The 24,750-nt window shown below is 45.3% G+C and carries 16 protein-coding genes; 3 read left to right on the top strand and 13 right to left on the bottom strand.

The window, feature by feature from the left end:
- Positions 1–357 precede the first annotated feature (357 nt).
- The 3 genes from AB4589_RS17540 to AB4589_RS17530 form a co-directional block, all read right to left on the bottom strand.
- On the bottom strand, positions 358–1,077 hold the full coding sequence (locus tag AB4589_RS17540; RefSeq protein WP_372101296.1) for a hypothetical protein: 720 nt from the start codon (positions 1,075–1,077) through the stop codon (positions 358–360).
- 375 nt (positions 1,078–1,452) lie between these two features.
- Entirely contained in the window at positions 1,453–2,466 is a 1,014-nt protein-coding gene (locus tag AB4589_RS17535; RefSeq protein WP_029223920.1) for a LacI family DNA-binding transcriptional regulator, read from the bottom strand.
- Between the two features lie 80 nt (positions 2,467–2,546).
- Entirely contained in the window at positions 2,547–5,621 is a 3,075-nt protein-coding gene (locus AB4589_RS17530; RefSeq protein ID WP_372101295.1) for a GH116 family glycosyl hydrolase, read from the bottom strand.
- A 64-nt stretch (positions 5,622–5,685) separates the two neighbouring features.
- Here AB4589_RS17530 and AB4589_RS17525 point away from each other — a divergent pair, with 64 nt between their 5' ends.
- Positions 5,686–6,633, top strand: a complete 948-nt coding sequence (locus tag AB4589_RS17525; RefSeq protein WP_372101293.1) for an aldose 1-epimerase — start codon at positions 5,686–5,688, stop codon at positions 6,631–6,633.
- A 115-nt stretch (positions 6,634–6,748) separates the two neighbouring features.
- On the opposite strand, the gene AB4589_RS17520 is transcribed toward AB4589_RS17525, so the two are convergent.
- From AB4589_RS17520 to AB4589_RS17475, 10 genes are all read right to left on the bottom strand, one after another.
- On the bottom strand, positions 6,749–9,163 hold the full coding sequence (locus AB4589_RS17520; protein ID WP_102579268.1) for a GH36-type glycosyl hydrolase domain-containing protein: 2,415 nt from the start codon (positions 9,161–9,163) through the stop codon (positions 6,749–6,751).
- Between the two features lie 89 nt (positions 9,164–9,252).
- Positions 9,253–10,344: an ABC transporter ATP-binding protein gene (locus tag AB4589_RS17515; RefSeq protein ID WP_009846155.1), complete on the bottom strand. Its 1,092-nt coding sequence runs from the start codon at positions 10,342–10,344 to the stop codon at positions 9,253–9,255.
- Complete coding sequence (locus tag AB4589_RS17510; protein ID WP_065105129.1) at positions 10,344–11,693, bottom strand: GH1 family beta-glucosidase; 1,350 nt, start codon at positions 11,691–11,693, stop codon at positions 10,344–10,346. The genes AB4589_RS17515 and AB4589_RS17510 overlap by 1 nt, the downstream gene beginning before the upstream one ends.
- A gap of 17 nt (positions 11,694–11,710) precedes the next feature.
- The gene (locus AB4589_RS17505; RefSeq protein WP_009846153.1) at positions 11,711–12,604 is read right to left on the bottom strand and encodes a carbohydrate ABC transporter permease; all 894 of its coding nucleotides are present in this window, start codon (positions 12,602–12,604) and stop codon (positions 11,711–11,713) included.
- Between the two features lies 1 nt (position 12,605).
- Positions 12,606–13,592: a carbohydrate ABC transporter permease gene (locus AB4589_RS17500; protein WP_009846152.1), complete on the bottom strand. Its 987-nt coding sequence runs from the start codon at positions 13,590–13,592 to the stop codon at positions 12,606–12,608.
- A gap of 66 nt (positions 13,593–13,658) precedes the next feature.
- Positions 13,659–14,906, bottom strand: a complete 1,248-nt coding sequence (locus tag AB4589_RS17495) for an ABC transporter substrate-binding protein (protein WP_009846151.1) — start codon at positions 14,904–14,906, stop codon at positions 13,659–13,661.
- An 18-nt stretch (positions 14,907–14,924) separates the two neighbouring features.
- A complete protein-coding gene (locus tag AB4589_RS17490) occupies positions 14,925–15,932 on the bottom strand; it encodes a LacI family DNA-binding transcriptional regulator (protein ID WP_012601182.1) in 1,008 nt (335 codons plus the stop codon).
- A gap of 605 nt (positions 15,933–16,537) precedes the next feature.
- Positions 16,538–17,878 (bottom strand): carbohydrate porin, encoded by a 1,341-nt coding sequence (locus AB4589_RS17485; protein ID WP_372101290.1) that lies wholly within the window; start codon positions 17,876–17,878, stop codon positions 16,538–16,540.
- Between the two features lie 374 nt (positions 17,879–18,252).
- Complete coding sequence (locus AB4589_RS17480; RefSeq protein ID WP_372101288.1) at positions 18,253–20,313, bottom strand: prolyl oligopeptidase family protein; 2,061 nt, start codon at positions 20,311–20,313, stop codon at positions 18,253–18,255.
- An 11-nt stretch (positions 20,314–20,324) separates the two neighbouring features.
- A complete protein-coding gene (locus AB4589_RS17475) occupies positions 20,325–21,242 on the bottom strand; it encodes a LysR family transcriptional regulator (RefSeq protein ID WP_372101286.1) in 918 nt (305 codons plus the stop codon).
- A gap of 247 nt (positions 21,243–21,489) precedes the next feature.
- Between AB4589_RS17475 and AB4589_RS17470 the strand changes: the two genes are divergently transcribed.
- Both AB4589_RS17470 and lldD read left to right on the top strand, forming a co-directional pair.
- Positions 21,490–23,184, top strand: coding sequence for an L-lactate permease (locus tag AB4589_RS17470; protein WP_372101284.1), 1,695 nt, complete (start codon positions 21,490–21,492; stop codon positions 23,182–23,184).
- Positions 23,185–23,465: 281 nt separating this feature from the next.
- The gene (gene lldD / locus AB4589_RS17465) at positions 23,466–24,605 is read left to right on the top strand and encodes an FMN-dependent L-lactate dehydrogenase LldD (RefSeq protein WP_017083007.1); all 1,140 of its coding nucleotides are present in this window, start codon (positions 23,466–23,468) and stop codon (positions 24,603–24,605) included.
- Positions 24,606–24,750: the final 145 nt, after the last annotated feature.

Below are 24,750 nucleotides of genomic sequence, written 5' to 3'. Positions count from 1 at the left end.
CCTCCCTCGGTAATCACAAACCGCATTTAGCCATATAGGGCTAATTTTCTGAATTTAGCCATTTGTGGCTAATTTGGGTGCCGTCCATTTTTTGGTCCGTTAAGGTATTAGCAAAACTAAATCATGTGGCAGAGCGTCAGAGAACTGGTTCAACTGACGCTGGCACACTTTGGGGCAAAGGTGATTTAGCTTCCCTACCCCGTATTACTTGAAATGGTGAAAAACCAATCAATCCTTATTGTAAATTATCAGAACTAGCTGAACATAAAGGCTGAGAACAAATCCGAATTTTTCGATAAGTAGTGATTGAGCTAGCTTTGAAGATTTTAAAAACGCCCAGTTAAAGGCGTTGTAAAATTAATCGTAAAGTTCAAAGCCTAGATCATCAATAATTGACAACGTCACCGGTCCCAAGTCATCACCATTAGCCATTAACTCATTAGGCATTGGCGGAATAGTTCGGCCTTTAGAATCCTTACCGCGTTTGTCGTCAGTCCCATTGATGTAATCGTATAAATGACCGCCGTCGGAAAATGGCAAGCATTCATAATCTCTATTATAAGCTTCATTGTAGGCAGTAACTGCTTTGCTGGTTTCCATACAAAAACCTTTACCGGCAATCTCTTTTGAATCGTCTATAAACACGTCACTTGAAGTTCCAACGCCAAGAATATGCGCAAATTCATGCAAAATAGTTGGCTTATAGCTTTTGGGATCAAAATCAGGCTCATGGAGGTCTGAGCTAATCCAGATAATGCCTAATGAGGGGATATTGTCTTCATACTCTTCTACTGCCGCTAAGCCGTACTCTTCCACATCATCTGACACAATAATTTCAATGTTAATTGTGTGCTGATCTTTTCCATCAACCTTTTTGATTATGCCTAGCCATTTGTTAGCGGCTTCAATGTAGCGTTCTTTGTCATACTTAAAGTCCAAATCAAAGTTAAGGACAAAAGTTAAGTGATCATTTGATATAACTTCTTGGGAATAGTATTCAGGATAAAACTCAGAATCCTGACTGTAACTGACTGACGATAAAAAGGACAAAATGAGAGCTAGAGTTAATTTTTTCATTCGAAAACCTATAATAAAGCCGTCTAGGATGAAGGCTAAGTAGTGACGTTTAACTTGGTTGGATATTACAGTATTTATCGCTTTACTAACGTAAGCATACGTAACACCTGAATATCGGTGCACTACAAATTTCTCGACAAATTCAATGCAAGGTTTATTTTTCCCACAAATAAAAAATGCCACATGAAATATGTGACATCTTTATTATCTCACAGCTAATTTAGCTCACAATTCAATCCCCATATTGAACAATGTGAACGCGCAAAGATAAGTAGTGAGATCGATAGCTTTACTCAGCGACATTCCTGCACCACGGTTCGCACTGACATCAATACGAATCATCACGGGCGCACCACCTTGAGGCTTGTCTTGAAATTAACGATACAATGATTTGGTCGACTCTCTGACGATTAAATCAATCGGTGGCAGTCGAGCTTCATGCCGCTCGCCAGATAACAAGTTCAAGATCGACTGAGCACACACCTCGCCAATCTCTTCAATCGGCTGCCTTAATGTTGTTAGCGCAGGTGTGAAATACTTCGACGTAGGCAAGTCATCAAAGCCAATCACAGACACATCTTCTGGCACTTTATAACCGTGGTCAGACAGCGCCTTAATCGCACCGTAAGCGGTTTGGTCATTGGCCGCAAACAAGGCTGAGAAGTGAACCTTAGATTCAATCAACTCTACCGTTTTCTCATAACCAGATTCACTACTAAAATCGCCCTGCTTGACCAGTTTTGGCATTACTTTAATACCGGCCTCTTGAAGGGCTTTCTTATAGCCTTCAAAGCGATTTCCTGCATCAGGCTGGCTTGATAACCCCTTGATGTGAGCAATATTCACATGTCCTTGTTGCAGTAAATGTAGGGTTGCCATATAGCCACCCAACACGTTGTCGATATTGATGGAGCGAACATTATTCTCAACAAAATCGTAACCAACCATCACGATAGGGATGTCTTGTGCATACTTAGCAATCTCTTCCTGAGTAATGCTTCCTGTCACGATGATCATTCCATCCACGTTACTTTTCGCCAGATACTCCAACGCGTGCATTTCTAGCTTTTTCTGCCAATGCCCTGTTGCGATCACTAATGAATAGCCTTGAGCGATCAGCGTTTTTTCCATGTCGTTGAGGATACGACTGGTGTAGGGGCTATCAGGGTGTTGCACCAAGACACCAATAGTGAGCGAGCGTCGGTTGGTGTTTTCTTGCATTTGGAAGTTAGGTTTGTAGCCCGTGTCTTTAATGGCTTGCTCAATGTTTTGGCTTTTATCATCCGACACATAAGTGGTTCGATTAAGGAAGCGAGACACGGTGCTCGGAGAAACGCCAGCCAGTCTTGCTACATCGTATACGGTGGTTTTTTTTGTTTTAGTACGCATCTCGATACCTTAAATTCAATCGATTAAAGGGAGCGTAATCGCCCCCTATTTTTCAATTCACTAGTTAGCTTTTAGTTCTTTCAATACAAATAGGCGAAGATCATCCCCGGTCGGAAATAACGACCAGCGGTATATTTCAACCCTGTGCTCAGTAGCCATTTGTGAAGAGCCATGGCCTCATCAGCTGAAATTTCACCTTGCAACATACTAACAAATTTATCACTGTCTTTAGTCAGGTTAGGACTCACCCGACCGTCAGACAGCACACAGTTTTGATGTTTAAGTACACTTAGCCAGCTTTTCGCATCATTTTGCGACAATTTAAATGCTTTTATAAGATCTTTCTCATTGACAGACACAGAGCAATTGAACCCCTCTGGCGCTGCAAATGGAATTTTCGAATAGTCATAGAGTGCGGTATACACGGTATCCATCAATGTTTCTGCTTGCTGCGATTTACCCGCTAAGTTCAACGCTGTTGCCACACTAAACTGAACACCAATCCACACATCTTGTGCCTGAAATGCTTCATGTGGAGAGCCATCGGCTAACGTCATATTCGCAACACCCAACTCAGGACTGTTAATTTCGAAGTTATGCTTATAAACATAGTCCAATGCGCGTTGGATATTCTCTTGCGGGAAAATACCTTCTAAACCAATGAGCTTAAGGTAGCTGTCAGCCAACAAGGCATCGCCAAAGCTGTTGTCGGAATCTGGCACTAAATCTAAGTATTCTTGTGTAAAGGCTTGTGGCGCGGTCTCACTCAGCAAGCGTTTCTTGGAGATTCTTTGAGATACCTTACTGATGTTGATGGCGGTATCCGTTTCATTTAGATAGGCATTGAGCGTGTTCTTGTCAGCAATCGCATCACCCGTCAAAGTCAGGCCTAAGGTTTCCAATGCTTGATAGCCCGCACCGGTTAGATGCTTGGCTTGAACTGGCGTCACGAAGAAGTGGTAGTAACCCTCTTTTTCATCCCACAAGCTTTGCTCAACGGTTACCAACGCCTTTTGAGAGCGCGTTAAGTAGCCCGCGGCTAACTCGCTTTCATTCATCAATTTTGCAAGTTCGCTTGCCGCTTGTAGACCTGCCACCCAAAGGCTCGCGCAGTAAATAGAGATGCCGTGAGACGCAAGGTTATCAAAGGTATCGTCTGTGCCTCGGGTTAGCGGTAAATCATCACCTTCAGCAATCAAGTTCGATAAGAAATCGATGCTTTCAGTTACGGCTTGCCAACACTCTTTAACCACAGAGAGATCTTGGGTGTTTTGATAGTGACGGTACACCATCAAAATGTACTTCGGCGCTAGGTCCTTCCATTCTTTCACGTTGTGCCAGCTGTAAGCATCTGGCTGGATGTCGAATGGGCTGCCCAAGTCGTGGATCACCGCACCTCGAATGGCACGCACGCCTTGGTACTTGTCATCAATCAATTCGGCATTAGGCGTCGCTTCATATTCCCAGTATCGGCGCTCGGTAAAGTCTTCTGCCAAAATGGCTTTCGAGAACTCTTTCATCACACAGCCATCAAGCTCAGGCAACAAATAAAGCAGTGAGAATGAGCCGTAGAAATACACATCCAGCGAGTTAAAGAATGGGTAGTCGACACACTCTTTCACCAAGAATTTATCTTCTTTGTCCCATACCGTTGATTCCGCTAGGAAAGACAATGAGTTCATTGCCATCGTCGCATAACGCAATGCCGATTCTGGCTGCGATATCTTGCTTTGAGCTTGTTCTAGGAAAGTTGTTTGTTGTTCGACGATCTGCTGCTCAATGGTTTCGAGCTTTGGCAACATGTCTTCTAACATCGGTAATGCAGGCTTTACTTGCGGGTAGAATTGCGTGTAAGCCTTATCTGAGTGCCAACCATTAAGCATGACTTTGCTGTGCGCCATGACCTGCGCAAAACGCAGATCAACAGACTCACCCGCTTCCAATTCAACCTGAACCACCACCAATGCGCTCAGAGCTTCACGCCCTGTATAGATACCAGTTTGAAACTCAGTGTTTGTGCGGCCTGTTTTCAGTGCGAACTCGGTTTGTTGAGCACTCTTAGAGGTGTAAAGCGTTGGCTTCACAGAAATCGAGACCTTGCCAGATTTCGTCAAATGGTTATCCGCTTGAACACCAAACACCACTTCGCCTTCAATATCGCTCTGATAAGGCGATTGGCTCGACAGCTGAACACCGGTAAAGCTGTGACTTTCGCCTTTTAAGTTAACCACTTCATGCTGCTGAGCGATCGGATTTTGAGATAAGGTACAAGCCGAATCTTGAATGCCATCGCGACCTTTTTGATAGGTTGAACCAATCAAGTTTTGTAGCGGTTGAGCAAGCGTAATAACTCGAGTTTGCGCTGAATTATTGGTTAATTCGAAGTGATTCCAGTGCATAGGTAATGAACAAAGGCGTTTGTTCTCTTTAACGATCGGAGATACTACCTTACGCTTTATATTAATATCTTCGAAGCTATTGTATTTATATTCAGCTAATGGATACAAAGCTTGATATTCTATATCCCTACCATTAACACTATCTATATGATTATTATCACCCGCGGTAAGCGATAATAACTTCGTTGTATCATTTGTTAACAAACCATTAAAGAAATCTAAGGCGACATATAATTGACAAATTGTTGAAGCTGAATCTTCTTCAATCAATAATTGAGTCTTATTTGAAAATTCAACGTTCCACTTTGTAAAGTTAGCTTTATTTTCTTGGTAGAAGCGACCATTTTTTAATGCTGCTCGAATCAGGTTAATCGCATACGATATGTTTTTGCTTTCGATCTTCTTGCCATCGAACAAGGCAGGATAAAAGTTCAGGTGTACGCTCAGCTCTTGTTCATTAAGAACTTGCAGCGTGTCGATGGTTGGCACATTCATCACAGAAGCATAAAAATCATTAAAATTAACAACTTGCTCTGAACAATCGACAAATATTCCCGGAATAAAGCTGAAGTTCGGCGTGTTGCCGTTTGGTGTGAGTGTAAATGTGTTACCAATTCCGCCCACCGCCATACCGGTATTTTCTGGCGTGGTCGAAATTGGTGTGTACCAAGGTTGAATAAATTCAACTGCATCACCTTTTTTACACAAGTGCTCTGAATTTCCTGAGTAGCTCGTATATGGAATTTTATTATTCATTTTAAAACCGCCATTGAATATTTTTTTCTTCTTGTTAATATCTTTTAAAAATGGAGACATCAACATGTTTAAAATTATAAATGAAAAATTTGGAAATATTGACTCTGTCACATTAATAAACCACCAACATGGTATAGAACTTCAAATAATCAATGGATTTGGTGCTGTTATTAATAAATATATCGTAAATAACAGTCCATTCTCTTTTATTTGTGGTTATCAGAATTATGATGAACTGATCAACCAACATCCGTTCTTTTCCCGAAGTGCTAAATTATTCCCTTTTCCAAATCGTTTAAACTTAGGTCGTTACAGTTTCGATAACCAAAACCATCAACTCCCAGCTAATTTTCCTTGGTCTGATCACGCCGTACACGGCCTGCTCTACAACCAACCTTTTTCAATCACAAACAACGTAGCCACTGAAGAATCCGCCAGTGTGACGTTGCAGTATCAAACGTCGTCTTTGCATCCTGCTTTCCCGTTTGCGTTCAACCTTGAAGTGACCTTCACTATCGACATCACGGGTAGACTCTCTTCCTCAACGACCGTCTCTAATCTGGGTGATTCAGCCTTCCCATTCGGTGATGCTTGGCACCCTTACTTTTCACTCGGTACTGAGCTAGCACAATGCGGACTCGCTATGTCGCCTTGCTCTGAGGTCATACACGAAAACGACCTACCCAATGGTGAAAAACACGCTTTTGACCGTTTGTCTTTGGACGATTCACTCACCAATCAAAGCTTAAATCACTGCTTTGAATTTGATTCCAAGACAACCAACCAACTTGCGTTTACGCGCTCAGATTCGTCTGCCGCAATTCGCTACCAACAAGATGAAAGCTACCCATTCGTTCAGCTTTACACGCCAACTAGCGAGCAAAGTATTGCAATAGAACCAATGACATGCCCAGCGGATGCATTCAATAACCAGATTGGCTTATTAACGCTTAGCCCTAACCAATCTCAAATCTTTACCTGGCAATGCCAAGCCACCTATCAGCCAACATAAAGAAAGCAAAGTAAAGCAACTGCTGTATGCGAAATCAGCCCCCAGAGAACGCATTGCTAACGAAACAACTGCAACGAAAGAAGCAATAAAGGGCGCATAAAGCGCCCTTCTCTTGTTAACCTAAAATAACCTCGATGGTGTGCTCACCAGAGGTAAATACTGGCGCTTTATTACCTGAAATCAGGTCACCATTTACCTTCATTTCAACCACACCCTTACACACGTTATTCGGGTTAGTGACATGAATATGGTATGTCGCACCACGGAATTGACGACGGACTTTGAATTCAGGCCACTCAGCAGGAATACATGGGTCCACCAGCAAGCCATCCACTTCAGGACGAACACCCAGAATCCACTGCGTACCCGCCACGTAAGTCCAAGATGAAGTACCAGAAAGCCACGCATTACGCCCTAAACCGAACTGTTTGTGCTCGTCACCCAGAATGTTTTGTGGGTAGCAGTAAGGTTCAGATTCAAAAGTATCTATGTCATCGTTCTTAGAAGCCGGGTTGATTTGACGGTAGTACTCGTAAGCACGCTCACCGTTGCCCATTTTCGCTTCTGCGATCATCACCCAAGGGTTGGAATGCAGGAATATACCGCCGTTCTCTTTCGCACCTGGTGGGTAAGTCGAAACACCACCTAGCTGCGGATCAAAGCCGTTGTAACCAGGAGTTGAAAGCTTAATGCCATTCGCTGTATTCAGCTTGTTGTAAACCGAATCTAGCGCCTGAGTTGCACGCTCTTGAGTCGCGAAACCAGAGATCACAGGCCAGCTTTGACCATTGGTGTAGATCTGCCCTTGCTCATTTTTATGAGAGCCGATTGGCAAACCTTGCTCATCAAAGTAACGAACAAACCATTCGCCATCCCAACCGCATTCATTGACTGTGCTCTGCATCTGTTGGTACTGATCTTTAAACTTAGCCGTCAGTTGCGCTTCACCACGCAACTCACACAAATCCAACATGTCGAGCAGTGCTTTGCCATACATGTTAGCCACCATCATCGACTCAGCACCCGTTGGCAGGTTCACCGTGTCATTCCAGTCAGCAAAACCTAGTAACGGTAGGCCGTGCTCACCAGTATTGGTGTAGGTAAATTCAATCGCGCGGCACAGGTGGTTCCAAACCGTTCCCGTTTCAACTGGGTTGCCCGCTTTGTCTTTTTGATAGAACGGGATCTCTTTATTCAAGAAGTCTGCATTGCCCGTTTCTTTCACATATTGAGTCACCGCGTAGATGATCCACAGGTGATCATCACCGTAGTAATCCGGACGATCTTCCTCTTCACGCGAGTCACCCGCGTTCGCTTCCATCGTTGATGGGAAGAACTGATGCATCGCAGAACCGTTGGTGTTTTGCACAGATAACAGACGCTCAATGAACTCACGCGCTTCTTCTGGCATGTGAGTAATTACGCCCAATGTATCTTGCGAAGAATCACGGAAACCAATGCCACGTGCACCATAGCCAAGCTGGTACAGAGACAGGTAACGAGACCAGTTTTTGGTGGTGTGACACTGACGTGGGTTATGTACATTAAGCATTGAATTCATTGCCGGATCTGGCGTTTCAACCTGAACTGCTTGTAGGTAACCATCCCAATGTTCAGCCAGTTCAGCGAAAGCAGAATCGACCACTTGATGGTCACGATATTTAGCCAGCAGAGGAAGTGCGGCTTCTAGGCTCTGTTCTTGCGCGATTTGTACAATCGTACGTTCGGTCTGCTCTGGAGATAACCAACCTAGACGCAGGTTCAGTGCGCCAATGTTGTCGCCACGCAAACACTCGGTGTTGCCTAATTCATCATTGTTTAGTGCTTCTGGTGCTGCCCATGTGCCGTAGCCCAAATTACCTAGGAACGATTGGCGATCACCATCAAAAGACGTCGCAGGGCGATCCGCTGTCATCAGGTTCACCGCGTAGTCACGCTTCATGAAAGCATACTGCTCAAGCACGGTATGACCCGACTCTTGCTGATGCGCTTTCAGCGTCATGGTTTGTGGAACCCAGTCCGCATTGAGTAGCTGTTTAAGCGCATCGAAGTGTGTAAATTCATACACAGGTACCACATCAACGTGCAGTGCTTTGTCTGAAATGTTGGTGACTTTGATGTCTTGTAGCAGTACTTGGTCAGCTTTTGGTACAAAGAAAGTCGCTTCACAACGCACACCAAAGGCTTCTGCAATGATGGTTGTATATGATAAACCGGTGTGGTTTTCAAACTTATCTAACGGCTTTAAAGTTGGCGTGTAGAAAGGTGAGAACACCTCTACATTGCCCGCTTCATCACGCACCTTAAGGTACATGGTCGAGCCTTTAAAATCTGAGTTTGGCAGTTGAGCAATGTACTTAGTGATACGGTTAAGTGCAGGATCGCCCTTACACAACAGGACGCCGCCGTTGCTATCGACAATGCCACCGAAATCTAATGTGCCGACATAGTTACACCATTTGATCGGTGTACACGGCGTGGTTGCTACGTATTCTTTGTTTTTATCGTCAAAATATCCGAATTTCATCATCACTATCCCTAGCCCCTCCCAAATCAGGAGGAGCCAAAACAATTTGTCGTAAGTTGGTTGGTGTCAGCTCAATGACTGATTTAAATCGACTAGCTCGCTAGCGAGTTCTCACTCAGAGCATCAAACAAGTGGAAAGCATCCAAATCCAAGTAAAGCGTCAGATCTTTTACATCGACTTCAGCCGCTTGGGTTTCAACCATCAGCGGTTGACCGCCAATTTCTGTTTTCAGAAGAATGCTTGCGCCCAGTAATTCCTTGTCTTTGATTTTCACAGGGAATGGCAGCACGCGGTCGTGGTCAACTTGCTCGGCACGTAGGTGGATGTCTGTTGGACGAACACCAAAATGCAGCGCTAGGTTCTTAGACGCCAGAGACTTAAAGCGCTCAGGCAGTGGGATATGAACATCGCCGATTTCAACGAAGTACTCGCCTTCTTTTTCAATCAGTTTTGCTTCCAACATGTTCATTGACGGGTTACCAATGAATTGTGCGACAAACTTGTTTGCCGGACGCTGGAACACCTCGGTTGGTGTACCAACTTGAGCAACATAACCGTCTTTCAGGATCACGATGCGATCTGCCAGTGTCATCGCTTCGATCTGATCGTGGGTTACGTAGATCGTGGTGGTTTTTAGTTCACGGTGTAGATGTTTGATCTCTTCACGCATCACGCCACGAAGTTTTGCATCTAGGTTAGATAGCGGCTCATCAAACAAGAAAACCTTAGGCGTACGAACCATCGCACGGCCCATTGCCACACGCTGACGTTGACCACCAGAAAGCTCTTTCGGCTTACGATTCAGTAGTGGGTCAAGCTCTAGCATTTTCGCTGCTTTTAGCACTTCTACGTCGATTTCTGCTTTCGGCATGCCCTTCAGTTTTAGCGCAAACGCGATGTTCTCGTATACCGTCATGTGCGGGTACAGAGCGTAACTTTGGAATACCATCGCCAAGTCACGGTCTTTCGCGTCGACTTTATTCATCAGCTTTCCGCCAACCACGATATCGCCAGAGCTGATGCTTTCAAGGCCAGCAAGCATACGTAGCGTTGTCGATTTACCACAGCCAGATGGGCCAAGGAAAACCACGAACTCACCGTCTTCAACCGTGAAATCAAACTCTTTGACGACTTCAACATCACCGAATGATTTTTTGATGTTCTTAAATTCTACTTTAGCCATTATCTGTTCTCCTCAGCGCGCTCTAGCAGCATATTTCGGTACGCAATTGCGCTCTGTTTCAATGTTCTTTCCTGGGTGGTGTAGTCAACATGGACGATGCCAAAACGCTGGCAGTAGCCAAATGCCCACTCAAAGTTATCCATCAGGCTCCAAGCGAAGTAACCGTCGACTTTCACACCCGCTTCAACGGCGTTGTGAACAGCTTCGATATGACCTTGGAAATAACGAACTCGTTGGTCATCCATCACTTGTCCGTTAACGCGCTCGTCATTACCTGCAGCACCGTTCTCGGTGATGTAGATAGGTGGCATATTTTCGTAGCGAGCATCCAGTCTTACCAATAAATCGGTTAAACCTTGTGGGTTAATTTCCCAGCCAATGTAAGTGTGTTCAGCATCGGTTTGTTTCACCGACTCAATGTCGCCATTCTCATTAAAGCGAGCGACATTGCGTGTGTAGTAATTGATACCGATGTAATCGACAGGTGCGCTGATGATGTCTAGATCGCCCTCTAGAATCATCGGCATGTTCATCGCTTGGCGCTCCACCACTAACTGCGGGTACTCACCTTTCAATACTGGGTCGATGAACCAGTGGTAGTTCTCGGCTTCGCAGTAGTCTGCTGCCGCTTGGTCTTGTGGCGTCAGCGGGTAAGCTGGCGTCGCGTTGAATACCACACCATGCTTAGCATGAGGGGCATTGTTACGAAGGATCGGCATTGCCAAACCGTGTGCCAACATTAGGTGGTGAGATGCTAGGTAGCCCTCTTTTTCACCCTTGATACCTGGCGCGTGTTCGCCCCAGCGGTAGCCTAGGAATGCAGACACAAACGGTTCATTAAGCGTGGTGTATACGTCAATGTTATCGCCAAAGTACTTACTCACCACTTCTGCGTATTCTGCGAATTTGTAAGACGTTTCACGGTTTAGCCAGCCACCTTTATCTTCAAGGTATTGCGGAAGATCCCAGTGATAAAGCGTCACATATACCTTCATACCACGAGCATGACACTCATCGATGATCTGACCGTAAAACTCTAGACCTTGCTGGTTCACGACACCGTCTTGTGGAAGGATGCGCGGCCATGCAATAGAGAGACGGTAAGCATCAACGCCTAAACCTTGAATCATCTCGATATCTTGTTGCCATAAATGGTAGTGGTCACACGCCACATCACCACTGTCGCCGTTATCGACCTTGCCCGGTGTCTTACAGAAAGTGTCCCAGATAGACGGTGTACGACCGCCTTCTTCAACGCCGCCTTCAATTTGGTATGAAGATGTCGCGACACCGAATACAAATTCCTTACTGCGTAACTTTGAATCACTTGGAAGTTGATATTTATTCATTGTTATAACCCTTAAACCTAACCTTTGACTGCGCCGGACGTTAAACCACTGATCATCTGTTTCGATGCGAACAAGTAAGTAATCACGAGCGGTAAAATAGAAATTGTGGTACCTAGCATTACCGCGCCCCATGGCGTATTCGGAATACCTTGAACACTTCGAAGTGCTTGCGTAATAACATAGTTATCTGGGTTGTTTAGCACCACGAGAGGCTGCATGAACATGTTCCAGAAGAAAACGAACTGAACAATCGCAAGCGTTGCCAGAGCAGGCTTCATCAGTGGCAGTACCACGCTCCAGTACGTTCTGAACTCACCAGCACCATCCAATTTCGCTGCTTCAAGTAGCTCTTTTGGAATCGATGCAATCACGTGCTGACGCATCAAAAAGATACCAAATGGTGTCGTAGTGAAAGGTAGCCATACCGCCATGTGGTTATCCAACAAGCCTAAGAATTTCACGATCATGAAGTAAGGGATCAAGCTAAGCACAGGCGGAATCGCCATTGAGCCAACCAGCATGCCGAACAACACGTTCTTACCGCGGAACTTAAACACAGCAAACGCGTAGCCACCCATGCTACAAAACAGCAGCGAGATGGTGGTGCCTAAGAAAGCCACGTAAATCGAGTTAAACATCGCTTTCCAAAACGGCATGATTTCAAGCAATTTGGCGTAGTTAATCGCCAGGCTATCGCCAATCGCAAAGCTAATGCCCGTACCGAAAATCTCAGAACGGTCACGCGTTGATAGCAGTGCCGACCATACAAATGGAAAGACGGTAATTAGCGCTGAAACAACCAGTAAGATACCTAGCATGACCATCAAGATCTTAGTCAGAATGAACATGCTGCGTTCGCTTGGTATCAGTCCACTTAGTGGTGAGGTATTTGTCTTAATTGATGTCGACATCTTAATGTTCCCCTAAGCCTTTCTTACCGAAGAGTAAAAATTGAACCAATGTACAAGTCGCGATGAGTGCAAACAGTAACCACGAGATAGCAGATGCTGTGCCCATTTCTAGCCATTCCCAACCTACTTTGTAGAGGTACATCGAGATAGTTAAACCAGATTGGCCAGTACCACCTGTACCACGCGTTAGTACGAACGGTTCTTCAAACATTTGCAGGTTACCAATGATGGTCATCGTGATAGCAAAGAAGATGAATGGACGAATCATTGGTAGTGAAATGTTCCAGAAGCGGCGGAAGGCATTGGCACCATCCATACGTGCAGCTTCTAAGATGTCTTTAGGAATCGTCATTAAACCCGTGGTGTAAAGGACGATGTTAAAACCGGTGTATTTCCAGAAAACCATGATTGCGATAGACGGCTTCACCATAGTGGCATCGTCTAACCAACGGATTGGTTGAAAGTCGTTAACCCAAGCAAATGCCCAACCAAACAGCGTGCTATCGGCCAGAGCCATCAGCGTTTGGTTAATAATTCCTGAGTTAGGAGAGTACATATTGAAGAAAATCAGTGACGCTGCGACCGTTGATGTAATGAACGGTAGAAAGTACGCCGATGTTAGCCAGTGACGCATACGGTCACCCATTGAAACCAACATGTAAGCCACTGGAATAGCGACTAAGTGCTGAGCCACGCCTGAAGTGATTGCTAGCCAAAGCGTGTTCTTCAATGAACGCCATAGCCATGGGTCCGTTAAAGCAATGTGATAGTTCTCAAAACCAACGAACTCCATCGCATCCATGCCTCTTACCGGGTTCCACTCGTGGAACGACAGGTAAACAGAGAACAACAGCGGGAAGATCCCAAATACAGAAAAAATGATCAGAAACGGCAGAAGAAATCCATACGGTGTAAGCGCTTTCAAATTTAGACGAGAAAAAAGGCTTTTGTCCGCAGGTTCTATCGTTGTGCTCGCTGTATGATTCATAGTAACGACCTCTTAAAAAGGAAGCGCGTTATCCACGCTTCCTCACTTACTTAAAGTAAAAACAAATTAAAGATTACGCGTGCGACGCTTGATTAGACGCTCTGCCTCTTTAAGCGCAGTCTTGATGTCTTTGCCTTCATCAAGTACTTCCATCAATGCGTTCTCTAAGATAATAGAACGTGCAACGTGGTCGCCTTGTGCTGGAGATACTGGTTTGATGTTCTGTGCCACTTCAGCAAACAGTAGACGGGCTTTTTGTCCGCCTAGGAATTCCATCTCTTCTTGGAAAAGCTCATCGTCATACGTGGTGATGTTCGCTGGGAAAGCAGCAATCGTTTCGAAGTGTTTAAGCTGTACTTCACGATCCGTCGTCATGTATTCAATCAACGCCCAAGCTTCATCAGGGTTTTCTGATTGAGTTGGGATAGATAGGAATGAACCGCCCCAGCTGCCGTAGATACCATCAGGTAGGTTTTCTACCGCCCACTTACCTTTAGTTTCAGGAGCAATCCAGTTATTTAGGTGACCAAGAAGCCAAGCGCCAGAAAGTTGAGTTGCAAATGTGCCGTTGCGGAAGCCTTCGTACCATTCGTTAGACCAAGCCAAAATGCGGCCGTCTAAGCCTTTGTCGCGAATCTCTTTTGCTACTTCAAAAGCGTGAACAAAACGCTCAGATGTCACCACTGGATTGCCATCTTTATCGAAGTACAGACCTTCACCTTCAGGAACGGTCGTGAAGATAATCGCTTGTGCCACGTCGGCTGCCGAAGCGATAAGTTGTACGTTTTGCTCTTTCAGTTTTTCACCAGCAGCGATGTATGAATCCCAATCTTTGATTGCGTCTTCTACATTAATACCTGCTTTTTCGAACACGTCAGTGCGGTAGTACATAACGCCAGGACCAAGGTCGACAGGGATGCCGTACATATCGCCATCAGCGCCTTTGCCCTGTGCCCATGCGTAAGGTGCGAATCGTTCTTCGTACTTATCTGCACCGTAGTTTTCAGACAAGTTAACTAGGCCGCCAGAACCCACGAATGGACCAATTTTCTCAACGTCGACAACAATCACATCACCCGCACCAGAACCTGTTGCAAGGTTCGTTGTCAGTTTCGTGTGGTGGTCACCGTGGTTGTTCATAAGGTAATCAACTTTGATACCCGTTTCCTTTTCGAAATCAGGCAGTAATACCTTTAGGCTGCTATCGAAATCAGGGAAACCGTCGAAACGAATTTCTTTGTCTGCTGCATTTGCAGCTGTTGTACCTAATCCTAAAGCAACCGCGCATGAAAGCGCTAAGGTCTTAAATTTCATGTTCTATCCTTAATATTTTTATAGGGTAACTGGTAAATCCGATACCGAGTTTCTAGTGACCAACGTCGGCAGCAATTTAAAGTTCACGTCATGTTTTATTTTCTTTAGCTTTTGCAGAGTGAGCTGCACAGCTTCAATGCTCATCTCTTCAATTGGGAAATTAATGGTGGTCAAACTAGGGGTCAGATAGCGCGCGAAGATGGTGTTATCGAAGCCCACCAGTGATACATCTTTAGGAACAGACAGCCCCTCTTGATGCAGCACCTCAAAGGCGCCAAATGCCATGTGATCATTCGAAGCAAATACTGCGGTGAAATGACACTTACGATTCATCAGCTTCTTCATAGCACTGATGCCCGTCTCTTCAGTAAAGCCCGCTTCCGAGACTAAGGCTTCATCGTATGGCACACCCGCTTCTTCCAAGGCCTTTCGATACCCCTGCAAACGCCCCCTAGCGTCTGCTTTATCTAAAGGCCCGGTAATACACGCGATATCTGTATGTCCCTTTTGCAAAAGATATTGAGTAGCGAGTAGCCCCCCGACTTCGTTATCAATATCAATGCAACTCATCGCCATTTCTGGGATGAAGCGGTTAATTAAAACCACAGGGGTCCCCTGTTCTTCCAATTCAATTAAATAATCATCACTGAGCAATTGAGTATGAAGAATCAAAGCATCAACACGACGCCCCAACAGAAACTCCACAGACTCACGTTGCCCTTGCTCAGTATTCGAACCCGCTGTAACCACAGCGTGATAACCAAAGCGGCGTAGGTTTTCTTCTATGCAATGCAAGATGCCTGAATAGAAAGAACCACCAAGTTCTGGAACAACAACGCCCACACTACCAGTACGACTTGACGCCAAAGCTTGAGCGATAGAGTTCGGGCGATAACCCAATTCTTTGATCGCTTTTTCAACCTTTAATTTCTTGTCATGACTGACTCTGCTAGTGCCATTAATGACTCTAGACACTGTCGCCTGAGACACACCTGCATGTTCTGATACGTGTTTAATTGTCGCCACTCGAACCTCGATACTTCATTAGCTTGTAACCGCTTACAAAACGATTATTAAAGAAAGGCGTCTTGGTTGAAGTGAGTGTCATCACACTAAAGTTGGAGGTAAAAAGGCCAGTTGTGGAAATCATGAAAGCGCTTACAGATTAACTTCACGCCATGAAACAGTTTCATGAAATCATGAATCCATCGTGAGTCAGTTTTGTTAAAAGCCTTAGTTCCGTGAAGGGGTTTCAACACACCTATTGGCGTATCAAATACGATGGGTATCGAGTATTTTCCACCATCTAGGCTATTGATATGCAAAGGCTACGACGTGAGTTAGCCATTACAATTACTAGGGATAAAGCAGGGTACGCGAGATAGATTAAAATAATATGAAACGAGGTATTGAAGATGTCATGGAGAGCAGAGGGAGAGGCAATCCAAAATGATACAACAGATATTCAAGACGAAAAAAAGGGCACAAAGAATGTGCCCAAGAATGGAGTTAATTGAAACGTGCCCTAATTAATCTGCCTTTAGGGCTAAAATGGACAGTATTTACTACTTTTAAACACAGGCTCTTTGAAAATATGCCTAATTCAAAGAGCTGCTGTCGCTAGCTTGTGATTACCACCAAGCTTCAAACATCGCACCGAATGACAATGTATCTACATTACCATTGTCTTTTGGAGCGCCTTTTGTCTCTACATCACCCACAGTTGTGTAGAAGCGAAGCATTGGACGACTCCAAGGTAAGCCACCTAGAGAAACGTTCTGAGAAAGCGTTACTTTCCAAGCGTTCTCTTCACCGTCGTCATCGTAATCAACCATACCGTAGCCAGCCTCTAGCCATGTAGAGTGAACATCATCCCATTGGTATTGTGGACGAACGATACCCGCGTATTCCGTGTTCTCGCGATCTAAGTCTGAGCCAGAGTTGTCTTTGTACGACACTAAGTAATCAATGATGAAGTTGTCAGTTGCTGCGTAGCTACCTTCAACACTTGCGTACAAAGTTTGGTAGTCACCTTTAAGTTCAAATACCGATGAATCCGCACCGTCACCGTATTTCACTATTAATCGGTTAGAATCGCCTAAGCCTAACGTCGCACCTACCAAGTAAGCCGTTTCATCACTGACTTTAGTACCTGCAGTCACCACTTTTTCCGTTAAACCTGTATCTTGATCGATTACGTACTCAGTAGAGCTTGCTGTATCCGCTTCGCTCGACGCAAAACCGTAGTTCGCGTAGAAATCTAGGTTACCAATACCAGCGTCAATGCTGTGTAGTTTCGCGGTCACAGCGTATCGACCGTTGTCATTCACTAGGCCACCTTTCACTTGGCCAACAAAGCCCATATCTAGCTTAGCGCCACCGAAATCTAGGTTGTTAAAACCTGCACCTTGACCATCGTGTGTCATCCAGAAGTAATCATTCAAACCTTGTTGCGGACGTTGGTGGAAGTCGCGACCAGCCCACATGTAAAGTTCTGGTTGGCTTTCAAATACATTAGTTACACCAGCGTACATTTTTTTCATACTTAGGCCGCCATCGTCAGCCCAAGCGTCTGCTTCCCAGTGGTCGGCCATGAATACGACGTCCCAAATCGCACCATTGTCAGCTTCGAAAAGCTTAGCTAGCTGAACCTCACCACCATTGGCTTCGTTACCTAAACGACCGACAGAACGACCTGTTGTACCGATGTCTACGTAACGCTCATCACCGCTCTTGTAGTGAGCGCCGTAACGAGCATAACCAGAGAAGACGATGCCATCTGGCACCTTAGTTTCTGCAGTTAAAACCGCGGGTTGTTGATCGTTAACATAATCAATATCAACAACCTTAGATTCTAACTCTTGAATTCGTTTTTCTAGTGCTTCGATATTAGTATCAGCAGCAAAAGAAGAGAGTGAAGCAAGCGAAGCCGCCACTGCGACCGTTATTGGCAAAAGCTTAAATTTTTGCATTGTAATTCCCTATTATTTTTTTGAGTTTTCATCGAACAGGGAAATATTAAGCAATGAAAACGTTGAAAAGTTGGTTGCTGTTCACACTGATAAACCAGCCTAAATACCATGAAACTTTTAGAGTTATCACCAGAAATGGTTATTTATTTATAATCAGATAGATAGACGCAAAAATCCGTAACAATACAGCTTGAAATCGCTTTCATTTCATCAGTAATGGCGGGGTCTATCACGGAAAAGAGTGTGGTGGAGCGAGGAAAATATGGTGAAATTTTGATTGGTTTTCGTAAATATGAAAAGCCTCAAGATCTAAGGCAGATTTTGAGGCTTTTTGGATTGAGTCAAATACCCAGTTATCTAAAATTAAGTATTTTCTAGATTGAATCTAGGGACTCTATTCCCATATTGAACAGGGTAAATGCGTAGATATCAGCAGTGAGATCGATCGCTTTACTCAACGGCATTCCAGCACCATGGCCCGCATTAACATCGATACGAATCATCACGGGTGCACCGCCTTCATGCTTATCTTGTAGCTCTGAGATGAACTTATAAGAGTGAGCAGGTACCACGCGGTCATCGTGATCGGCAGTCGTCACCAGAGTTGCTGGATAATCCGTGCCACGCACCACATTATGAACCGGAGAATAACCAAGCAGATATTCGAACATCTCTTTGTTTTGCGCGGATGTGCCATAGTCGTACGCCCAACCTTCGCCAGACGTGAATGTGTGGTAACGCAACATGTTCAACACCCCAACCGCAGGCAGAGCCACTTGGAACAGCTCTGGCCTTTGTGTCATACAAGCGCCTACCAGCAAGCCTCCGTTAGAACCGCCGCGAATCGCCAACTTATCGCTACTGGTATAGTTTTCTTCAATTAAGAACTCGGCAGCAGCAATGAAGTCATCAAATACGTTTTGCTTCTGTTGTTGTGTACCCGCTTTGTGCCACGCCTTACCATACTCGCCACCGCCACGCAGGTTTGGCACCGCATATACGCCACCCAGTTCTAGCCAACTGCCAACCGTCCCCGAGAAAGAAGGCGTTAGGCTAACGTTAAAGCCACCATAGGCGTACAACATGGTTGGGTTATTGCCATCTAACACTAATCCCTTCTTATAAGAGATAAGCATCGGAACCTGAGTTCCATCCTTCGAGGTATAGAAGACTTGTTTAGACTCAAATTGATCCGACTCAAACGGAGACTCAGAGCGTTGGTAGATTTTAGAGCTTCCAGATTCAACATCAAAAGAGAAAATTGTTGGCGGCGTAACATAGTTGGTAAAGGTGTAATAAAGCTGAGATTGCTCGTTTTTTCCACCTAAGCCACTGGCCGTTCCCAGCCCAGGCAAATGAATGTCACGAACTAGGTTACCTTGGTAATCCAACTGCTCAACCTTAGACACCACATCCACCATGTAGTGAGCAAACAAGTAGCCACCACCCGTGCTGATATCCAATGGCTGTGGCTTTTCAGGGATGATTTCGAGCCATTTCCCATCGTGAGTATCAAAGCTCACCACCTTGCCATTAGGCGCATCAAGATTTGTGTATAGAATGAAGGTCTCATCTTGGTTATCAATGAGATAAGTGTCGCTATCCACATGATCAATCAACGTATTCAGCTTTTGTTCTGGTGAATTTAAATCGATATAGAACAGTCTATTACCCGATGTCGACTCTCGCCCTAGAATGATCAAGTAACGGTCGTCTTCAGTGGTGTAGCCCGACACATAACGGTGTTGTTCAGCGTTGCTCTCACCAAAAATTACCTTGTCGCTAGCTTGCTCTGTACCCAATTCATGGAAGTAAAGTTTGTGCTGTTCGGTACGTGCTGAAAGCTGGCTGCCGTCGGGCTTGTCGTAGCTAGAGTAATAAAAGCCGCGATTACCCAACCAAGAAATACCGGTAAATTTAGCGTCTGTGATTTCGGCTTCAAGCTGCTGCTTAGTCTCAGTATCAATCACAAAGATCTTACGCCAGTCGCTACCACCCTCTGAAATACTGTATGCCACTAGGCTGTAATCTTTCGAAAACGACACCGAGCCCAGTGATGTGGTGCCATCTTCCGAGAAGGTATTCGGATCTAGGGACACTTCAACCTGCAGGCCTTCTTTCTGACGATAAAGAATGCTGTGATTCTGCAGGCCGTCGTTCTTATAGAAATAGGTGTAATCACCTCGCACAAACGGCTGCGAGCTCTTTTTGTAGTCTTGCGCTTTCGCTAATCGCTCTCGCAGTTCTGCGCGATACGGGATTTGAGCGAGGTAATCAAACGTCACTTCATTCTGGCTCGCCACCCACTGCGCGGTTTCGTCACTTCTGTCGTCTTCTAACCAGCGATATGGGTCTTCGATTATCTGACCAAAATAGTCATCGCTGACGATCTGTTTGTTGGTGACTGGATATTGATACTCTTTTAAATAGCTCATCGTGATCCTTATTAAAAATAATGTGAAATCGTCAGATAACGCGTTCTGATGTGTTCAATCAATAACTTAATCTTGTTCGGTGGCTGGCGCGTAAAGGGGTACACCGCATAAATACCGAGCTTTTTACCCACTAAGTCAGGAAAGATGTCCACCAGCTGGCCGTTTCGAATATCGTGATACACCAGACAACGTGGCACGTACGCCACACCATGACCGCCCAAAGCGGCTTTTCTTAATGCCGTCGCGTTATCGGTAGAGAAAGAGCCAGAGACGCGCACGATGTATTTGTCGTTGTCGGTACAGCCATCCTTACTGTGTAAAAACTGCCACTCACTGGCACCTGTCGTTTGATAAGCGTATTGCAAACAATTGTGCTCAACCAAATCCTTGGGCTGCATCGGCTTACCGTTCTTAGCGATATAAGACGGCGAGGCACACACCACCCATTGTGAATCCAATATATGACGGGCAATTAAGCTGGAGTCTTCCAAGTAACCGGTTCGAATGACCAAGTCGAGACCATCCTCAACCAAATCAACAAATCGATTGTTAAGAGACATATCGACCGTTAAACCTGGGTGCATATTACAAAACTCGGCAACAGCGTCTGCGAGAATCAAATCTCCGGAGATAGTAGGCACTGACATTTTGATATGACCACTGACATTTTCACCAAAGCCTGAAACTGCGTCCATAGCCTCTTGAGCCGCCTGCTTCACATTTTTGGCTCCGTGTAACATTGCCTTACCCACCTCGGTCAGCGTCAATTTACGCGTGGTTCGATATAATAGCTGCACGCCAATCTCTTCTTCCAAACGCGCAACCCTCTTACTAACTACCGAATTTGTAAGGTTATTTTGTTCTGCCACCTTACTAAAACTACCCAACTCTACTACCTGTGAAAACAGGATCAAATCGTCTGCTCGCATTTGATTATGCCAATTTTGGAATTAATTATTTTCATTATTTCCCTATATCAATAAAAAATAAAGGGGTAAATTCACGCCAAATTAACAAAACAATTACAAAAACAGCTTTTGCAATCACATCGGTTACAAATAAAGCGACTCTAATTACAACAATTGAATCCATGAGATTCAGATTACACCTACAAAACTAATGACGTGTTATTCACTTCAAACATGAACGTTTGAAAACAAGTACGAGGAAGTACCCATGAGTGAAACTCTACTAGCTTTATTGGCCTTTTCGCCAATAGTTGTTGCAGCGATTCTGCTGGTTGGCCTTAACTGGCCCGCAAAAAAAGCAATGCCCGTGGCATTTGCATTAACCGTTGCTATCGCCCTATTCGCATGGGATATGTCTAGCACTCGCGTGCTGGCTTCAGTATTCCAAGGCTTCGGCATTACCGTGTCGGTTCTCTGGATTGTGTTTGGCGCCATCTTCTTATTAAACACTTTGAAACACACCGGAGCTATCACCACCATCCGCAACGGATTTACTGACATATCAGCAGACCGTCGTGTACAAGCGATCATCATTGCTTGGTGTTTTGGTTCATTCATTGAAGGTGCGTCTGGCTTCGGCACACCCGCTGCAATCGCCGCTCCGTTATTGGTTGCAATTGGCTTCCCAGCGTTAGCTGCGGTACTGATGGGCATGATGATTCAATCTACGCCGGTATCGTTCGGCGCGGTGGGTACACCTATCATTGTTGGCGTAAACAAAGGTTTGGATACGCACAACATCGGTGAAAGCCTGATTGCCAATGGTTCAACATGGGATGCTTACCTACAACAGATCACATCAAGTGTTGCAATCATCCACGCCTGCGTTGGTGTGATGATTCCTGTATTGATGGCAATGATGCTGACTCGCTTCTTCGGTAAGAATAAAAGCTGGACTGAAGGTCTTGATATCCTGCCATTCGCACTGTTCGCAGGTGCCGCTTTCACCATTCCTTACGCACTAACGGGTGTTTTCCTCGGTGCTGAGTTCCCATCACTGATTGGTGGTTTGGTTGGCCTTGCTATTGTTGTAACAGCAGCAAAACGTGGCTTCCTAGTACCTAAATCAAAATGGGATTTTGAGAGCGAAGACAAGTGGCCAGCAGAATGGCTAGGTTCTTTGAAAATCGATCTAGATGACAACAACCAAAGCCATAAGAAAATGAGCATGGCGATGGCATGGGCACCTTACGTGCTGCTCGCTGTCACTCTCGTTGCTAGCCGTGTGAGCCTTGAATTCAAAGGCCTACTTAAGAGCGTTAGCCTTTCTTTCAGCAACATCCTTGGCGAGACAGGCGTAAGCACAGCGATTCAACCTCTGTATCTACCTGGCGGTATCTTGGTCTTCGTCGCACTGGTTGCTGTTCTAATGCAATCACGCAGCGCAACACCACTGGCTAAAGCCTTCGGTGAATCGAGCAAGACTCTGATTGGCGCAGGTTTTGTGTTGGTGTTCACCATCCCAATGGTTCGTATCTTTATTAACTCTGGCGTGAACGGCGCTGATTTAGCAAGTATGCCAGTAACCACTGCAAACTTTGCAGCTGACCTAGTCGGCAGCGCATTCCCAGCGTTAAGTGCCACGGTTGGTGCGTTAGGTGCCTTCATTGCAGGTTCGAACACCGTTTCAAACATGATGTTCAGCCAGTTCCAATTCGAAGTAGCACAAACTCTGTCTATCTCTAGTGCTGTGGTTGTTGCTCTGCAAGCCGTTGGTGCTGCAGCTGGTAACATGATTGCGATTCACAACGTGGTAGCCGCATCGGCGACCGTAGGCTTGCTAGGACGCGAAGGCGCAACACTACGTAAGACAATCATCCCAACGTTCTACTACTTGGTGATGACAGGAATCATCGGCCTAGTGGTTATCTACGGCTTCAAAATGACAGACGCACTTATGTAAACCATAAGTCGTTACAAAAGCACTTGGCGTTAATACTCAATTCCCCGACTGCAACACCGTCTAATAAGACAGTTGATGAGTTTCGGAATGGATACTAAAACACATCAACACCCTCGGGTATTAACGCCATTTTATTGCTTCTCTGTTTCATTGTTTATTTGCTTCACCGATTAATTGCTTAACTGGTTAAGAAAGAACAAACACTTACTTTTCAAGAATTAAAGCAGCCCAAGCCAAGCTCTCATAGAAGGGCAACATCCCAAGAATTTAGGACTGAAATTATGATCATATCCGCATCGACTGATTACCGCGCCGCAGCAAAAGCGAAATTACCACCGTTTCTTTTCCACTATATTGACGGCGGTTCTTACGGTGAACATACCCTACGCCGCAACACGGCCGATCTTGCAGAGATCGCGCTCAAACAGCGTGTCCTCAATGACATGTCGGACCTAAATTTAGAAACCGAGTTGTTTGGTGAAAAGCTCGCGATGCCGATTGCCTTAGCACCCGTTGGTCTAACAGGCATGTACGCACGACGTGGCGAAGTACAAGCTGCAAAAGCCGCAGACAATAAAGGCATCCCTTTTACGATGTCGACCGTATCTGTATGCCCGATTGAAGAAGTCGCACCTAAGATTGAGCGCCCAATGTGGTTCCAACTTTACGTGCTAAAAGATCGCGGCTTCATGAAGAACGTATTGGAACGTGCCAAAGCGGCAGGCGTGACAACACTGGTCTTCACGGTGGATATGCCTGTACCTGGCGCTCGCTACCGTGACATGCACTCAGGAATGAGCGGCCCAAATGCAGCAATTCGTCGTGTATTCCAATCGATGCGTCATCCTAGTTGGGCGGTTGATGTTGGTCTGTTGGGTAAACCACACGATCTTGGCAATATCTCTACTTACCGAGGTTCTCCAACCAAACTGGAAGACTACATCGGTTGGTTGGGTGACAACTTCGACCCGTCGATTTCATGGAAAGACCTAGAGTGGATCCGTGATTTCTGGGACGGCCCGATGGTCATCAAAGGCATTCTTGATGAAGAAGATGCAAAAGACGCCGTAAGATTTGGTGCAGACGGTATCGTAGTTTCAAACCACGGCGGTCGTCAGCTTGATGGCGTTCTATCAAGTGCTAAAGCACTGCCTGCAATTGCAGACGCAGTAAAAGGCGACACTAAGATTCTGGTCGACTCTGGTATTCGTACTGGCTTAGATGTAGTTCGCATGATGGCGATGGGCGCAGACTGTACCTTGCTTGGTCGCTCTTTCGTCTACGCGTTAGCAGCGCAAGGACAAGCAGGTGTTGAGAACCTACTCGACCTTTACGACAAAGAGATGCGCGTTGCGATGACTCTAACTGGCGCCAAGACAATCAAAGACTTAACTCGTGATTCTCTGGTGGGGCTAGATTAAACCTCAACGACTTAGGTTCGGATTCGGACTAATGCTTTGGTCTACTTAGACTGAAGTTCAATCGGTGTCACAGCAATTACACTGCCGTTGTGACACCGTTTAAGCACTGGAAAATAAAATAAAAAGCTAGGGCGTGTTGATCTTT

The organism is Vibrio sp. 10N.222.49.A3 (assembly GCF_041475145.1).
GTDB classification, from domain to species: domain Bacteria; phylum Pseudomonadota; class Gammaproteobacteria; order Enterobacterales; family Vibrionaceae; genus Vibrio; species Vibrio tasmaniensis_A.
The sequence above is the reverse complement of the archived record's forward strand: the minus strand, read 5'-3'. Positions and strand labels throughout refer to the sequence as shown.

Bases quoted from the DNA above. Each gene is read 5' to 3' on its own strand.
- AB4589_RS17525 (WP_372101293.1), top strand. From the start codon at position 5,686: ATGTTTAAAATTATAAATGAAAAATTTGGAAATATTGACTCTGTCACA.
- AB4589_RS17540 (WP_372101296.1), bottom strand. From the start codon at position 1,077: ATGAAAAAATTAACTCTAGCTCTCATTTTGTCCTTTTTATCGTCAGTC.
- AB4589_RS17520 (WP_102579268.1), bottom strand. From the start codon at position 9,163: ATGATGAAATTCGGATATTTTGACGATAAAAACAAAGAATACGTAGCA.
- AB4589_RS17530 (WP_372101295.1), bottom strand. From the start codon at position 5,621: ATGAATAATAAAATTCCATATACGAGCTACTCAGGAAATTCAGAGCAC.
- AB4589_RS17495 (WP_009846151.1), bottom strand. From the start codon at position 14,906: ATGAAATTTAAGACCTTAGCGCTTTCATGCGCGGTTGCTTTAGGATTA.
- AB4589_RS17515 (WP_009846155.1), bottom strand. From the start codon at position 10,344: ATGGCTAAAGTAGAATTTAAGAACATCAAAAAATCATTCGGTGATGTT.
- AB4589_RS17485 (WP_372101290.1), bottom strand. From the start codon at position 17,878: ATGCAAAAATTTAAGCTTTTGCCAATAACGGTCGCAGTGGCGGCTTCG.
- AB4589_RS17475 (WP_372101286.1), bottom strand. From the start codon at position 21,242: ATGCGAGCAGACGATTTGATCCTGTTTTCACAGGTAGTAGAGTTGGGT.
- AB4589_RS17535 (WP_029223920.1), bottom strand. From the start codon at position 2,466: ATGCGTACTAAAACAAAAAAAACCACCGTATACGATGTAGCAAGACTG.
- AB4589_RS17510 (WP_065105129.1), bottom strand. From the start codon at position 11,693: ATGAATAAATATCAACTTCCAAGTGATTCAAAGTTACGCAGTAAGGAA.
- AB4589_RS17480 (WP_372101288.1), bottom strand. From the start codon at position 20,313: ATGAGCTATTTAAAAGAGTATCAATATCCAGTCACCAACAAACAGATC.
- AB4589_RS17505 (WP_009846153.1), bottom strand. From the start codon at position 12,604: ATGTCGACATCAATTAAGACAAATACCTCACCACTAAGTGGACTGATA.
- AB4589_RS17500 (WP_009846152.1), bottom strand. From the start codon at position 13,592: ATGAATCATACAGCGAGCACAACGATAGAACCTGCGGACAAAAGCCTT.
- AB4589_RS17470 (WP_372101284.1), top strand. From the start codon at position 21,490: ATGAGTGAAACTCTACTAGCTTTATTGGCCTTTTCGCCAATAGTTGTT.
- lldD (WP_017083007.1), top strand. From the start codon at position 23,466: ATGATCATATCCGCATCGACTGATTACCGCGCCGCAGCAAAAGCGAAA.